Source organism: uncultured Corynebacterium sp. (assembly GCF_902782855.1).
In the GTDB taxonomy this organism is placed as follows: Bacteria; Actinomycetota; Actinomycetes; order Mycobacteriales; family Mycobacteriaceae; genus Corynebacterium.
This window is the reverse complement of the sequence record NZ_CACZOO010000252.1, coordinates 1-4,113: the sequence shown is the minus strand read 5'-3', so window position 1 is coordinate 4,113 and position 4,113 is coordinate 1. Positions and strand designations below refer to the sequence as shown.

General features: G+C 67.6%; 4 protein-coding genes. 2 read left to right on the top strand and 2 right to left on the bottom strand.

Annotation, left to right across the window (positions count from 1 at the left end; all coding sequences use genetic code 11):
• Positions 1 to 389: 389 nt before the first annotated feature.
• Both QZV72_RS10350 and ligA read right to left on the bottom strand, forming a co-directional pair.
• Positions 390 to 716 (bottom strand): antibiotic biosynthesis monooxygenase, encoded by a 327-nt coding sequence (locus QZV72_RS10350; protein WP_297008208.1) that lies wholly within the window; start codon positions 714 to 716, stop codon positions 390 to 392.
• 172 nt (positions 717 to 888) lie between these two features.
• Positions 889 to 2,970, bottom strand: a complete 2,082-nt coding sequence (gene ligA, locus QZV72_RS10345) for an NAD-dependent DNA ligase LigA (RefSeq protein ID WP_297008210.1) — start codon at positions 2,968 to 2,970, stop codon at positions 889 to 891.
• Between the two features lie 359 nt (positions 2,971 to 3,329).
• Between ligA and QZV72_RS10340 the strand changes: the two genes are divergently transcribed.
• Entirely contained in the window at positions 3,330 to 3,452 is a 123-nt protein-coding gene (locus QZV72_RS10340; protein WP_297008205.1) for a hypothetical protein, read from the top strand.
• Positions 3,453 to 3,581: 129 nt separating this feature from the next.
• Positions 3,582 to 4,113 (top strand): exonuclease domain-containing protein (locus QZV72_RS10335; RefSeq protein WP_297008202.1); only part of this gene is annotated, 532 nt, incomplete at its 3' end.

Sequence of the window (4,113 nt, the reverse complement as noted above, 5' to 3'; positions counted from 1 at the left end):
TTGCAGGGCATCCTCGCCGGAGTCGAGAGCTTCACTGCCGTCGTCGGTCCGGTCAGCTTCACTGCGGTCTTCGCTTTGACCAGGTCAGGGGCAGACGGCACGCTCTGGCTCCTCGCGACCGTACTCTACCTCCCCTGTGCGGCGCTCATCGTCCGGACGGGAAAGGCGGGGTACTAAGTCTCCGGAACTGACCGCAGGGTCGGTAGCGTCCCGTCACAAGGGAAACCGACATGGTAGTCAGCATCAGGGCGGCCTCTGCCGGAACCAGGTGTGCTGCACCGTCGCCACCAGTACCGGGAGGCAGCGACCGGATGCCTGGTCACGGCCTCACGGCACTGGCGGCTGCACAGGGATCCCCGAAAGGAACGGGCCCAGTGACCGGCGGTCGATTACTGGTCGGCGGCGAGAGCGTCGAGGTCGACGATCTCGAACTCCAGCAGGTCCGCACCCGTGGCGACCGGCTTCTTTCCCTCACCCGAGTGCGGACCGGAGTGCGCGACCCTGGCAGGACCGGCGGCCCAGGCCCGGAAGTCCTCCTCGGACGCCCAGGTGGTGACGATGAAGTAGCGGTCGTCGCCCTTCGTCGGGCGGAGCATCTGGAAGCCCTCGAAGCCGGGGGAGGAGTCCACGGTGTGGGCACGGGCGGCGAACCGCTTCTCGAGCTCGGGGCCGGCACCCTCGGGAACGGAAATTGCGTTGATCTTCACGACAGACATGTCCGCGATCGTACCTCCGGACCGGATCGGGTGGGGCGGTGCCCGGGAAGGGGCCGGCGTCCGACGGGCACGGCCTCCTCCGTGAGATGGCGTCGGCTGCGTCCGGTGCCGCCCCGGTCGGATGCGGTGGCACAGTGACCGGGGTCAGCTGCGCGTTACTGCGCCGGCGCAGCTACCGTACCGCGTCCGGGCCTTCAGCCAGGAGCTTCCCGAACCCGGACTCGTCCAGCACCGGGACGCCGAGTTCCTCGGCCTTCGTGAGCTTCGATCCGGCCTTCGCTCCGGCGACGAGGAAGTCGGTCTTCTTCGACACCGACCCCGCGGCCTTGCCACCGCGGGACTCCACCGCCTCTTTCGCGCTGGTCCGGTCGTAGTTCTCCAGGGATCCGGTGACCACCACGGTCAACCCGGCCAGTGTCTGCTCCGGCAGGTCGGACACCTTGATGATCTGCTCCATGCGCACCCCGGCCGCGGCCCAGGCGTCCACGATCTCCCGGTGCCAGTCGACCGCGAACCAGTCCTTCACCGACTGCGCGATGATCCCGCCCACACCGTCGATCTCCGCCATGTCCTCGACCGACGCCTCGTCGATCGCCGGAATCGACTGGAGTGTCGCCGCCAGTGCCTTCGCTGCGGTCGGACCGACATGGCGGATCGACAGGGCGGTGATCACCCGCCACAGATCGACCTGCTTGGCCTCACCGAGATTGGCGAGCAACAGCTCCCCGGGTCGGTTCAGTTTCCCCGCCTTCGTGGTGTACGCGCTGGTGGATATGAGGTCCTCGGCCGTCAGGGAGAACAGGCGTCCCTCGTCGGGCAGGACGCCGGAGGCGATGAGGTCCCGGGCGGCGCGCTCCCCGAGGGCGTCGATGTCGAAGGCGCCTCTCCCGGCGAGGTAGTTCAGCCGGTTCTGCAGCTGGCCGGGGCAGTAGCGGGTGTTCGGGCAGCGCCAGTCGGCGTCCCCTTCCCTGGTCGGGGCCAGGGGGGTGCCGCACTCCGGGCACACGGAGGAGAACACGAACTCGCGCTCGGAGCCGTCACGGTCGTCCTCCACCGGACCCAGCACCTCGGGGATCACCTCACCCGCCTTGCGGATCATCGCACGGTCACCCAACCGGATGCCCTTGCGATGTGCCTCGGTGGGATTGTGCAGCGTGGCCATGGAGACCGTGGACCCGGCGACATAGGTCGGGGACATCACCGCGAAGGGGGTGGCCCGGCCGGTGCGCCCCATCCCGATCCGGATGGACTCCACAGTGGTCATCGCCTCCTCCGGAGGGTACTTGTAGGCGATCGCCCAGCGTGGTGCCCGGCTGGTCGCGCCCAGGTCCTCCTGCTCGTCGAGGTTGTCGACCTTGACGACCAGGCCGTCCATCTCGTGGGTCGCGTCATGCCGGTGGCCACCCCAGTACTCCACCTGCTCGAGGACCTCCCCGGCCGAGTGCACCTGCCTCGTGTACGGACTCACCGGCAGCCCCCACGCCGCGATCGCCCGGTATGCCTCGTGCTGAGTGTCCGGCTCAAAACCCTCACGGGCGCCGAGTCCGTGACAGATCAGCTTCAGCGGACGCTTGGCGGTCTCCGCCGGGTTCTTCTGCCTCATCGCCCCGGCCGCGGCGTTGCGAGGGTTGGCGAACATTTTCTTTCCCTCGGCCTGGCGGTCGGCGTTCATCGTCGCGAAATCCTCGACGGTGATGAAGATCTCGCCGCGGATCTCGACGACCGCGGGCACCGGGAACTCGTCGGTGCCGGTGAGCAGGTCGGGGATGTCGGTGATGGTGCGGGCATTGTGGGTGATGTCCTCACCCGTCACGCCGTCGCCACGGGTCAGGGCCGAGTCCAGGCACCCGTCGAGGTAGAGCAGGTCGATGGAGGCGCCGTCGATCTTCAACTCGGTGAGGTAGGTGTCCGACGGGGTGCGGTCCAACCATTCGGTGAGCTCACCACGGTCGAACACGTTGTCGAGGCTGAGCATCCGTTCGCGGTGGGCGACATTGCGGAACGGGGAGTTCACCGGTGGCTGCGCGACCTCGCCGGTCGGGCTCGGACCGGTGACGACCTCGGGGTGCTCGGCCTCCAGATCCTGGAGTTCGCGCATCATCGTGTCGAACTCGGCGTCCGTGATCACCGGCTCACGGTAGTAGTAGAGGTCACGGTGGTGGCGGATCTCCGCCGCCAGAGTGGACCAGCGTTCGGCCGGATCGACGGTACCGGCGGCGTCGGCGGTGCCGGTGCGTTCATCGGACGGGGACATTGTCTGTCGGGGCTTGCTCACCCGGACGAGTCTAGTGTGACCGGGGGCGGGTACGCGGCGGGTCCCCGGTCCGGTGTCCGCAGGAGTGTTTCTGCCACGATATGAGTTTCAGGTCACACTGCCCCGGGGAAGGATGGACCGTGTCACAGGCGACGGGGGTGGAGGTATCTCCGCAGAAAACAACGAACGGGGAGGCTGCTGTGGGCTGTGCGCTGCACGGAGCCGGTGATGCCCGTGCATCGACGGGGGTGATGTCGAGAAAGGCCGTGGACTGCTTGTGGCGACGAAACATAGCGTAGGACCCGTTGCGCCACGCACCACATGCTTTCCTCCGTCCCCGAGTCCCCAGGAGTCACACCATGTTCAACCTTCTCAGCCGTGAAGAGATCGCCGACCTGTCCGCCGGCGCGTCCTACTACCTTTTCGGAGATGACGAAGGCATCGCCGTCACCACCCCCGAGTACGACGACGTCCTCGCCTGATCTTCTGCCTGATCTTCTGCCTGATCTGCTGTCTGATCTGCTGCCGGATCACCCGGCGGACCAGACCGACCCCGCGCCGGACGGCGCGGGGTCTTTTCGGCGTCCGGCCGCCCGCTAGAGTTGTCCACCATGACGACAGCGACCCGCTTCGACCCCTCCCACATGCTCAGTTTCGACCTGGAGACCACCGGCCCGGACCCCCTGACCGCACGGATCGTCACCAGCGCACTGATCACCATCAACGGCTCCCACCGGGATGACCTGGAGATCCTCGCCGACCCGGGCATCGAGATCCCGCAAGAGGCCACCGCCGTCCACGGCATCACCACCGAGTACGCCCGCGCGCACGGGCGTCCGCACGACGAGGTCCTCGCCGAGACCATCGAACGCATCCGACGAGGATGGGCCCAGGGGGCCACACTCATCGTCTACAACGCCGCCTACGACCTCACTGTCCTGCGCACCCTGGAACCCACCTTCACTGTGGACGGTCCGGTTTTCGACCCGCTCGTCGTCGACAAGGCGAAGGACCGGTACCGCAAGGGCGGCCGTCGTCTCACCCAGGTCTGTGAGCACTACGGTGTCTCGCTCGACAACGCCCACGAAGCCTCGGCGGACGCCGTGGCCGCCGCCCGCGTCGCCTGGAAGATCGCCCGGGCCT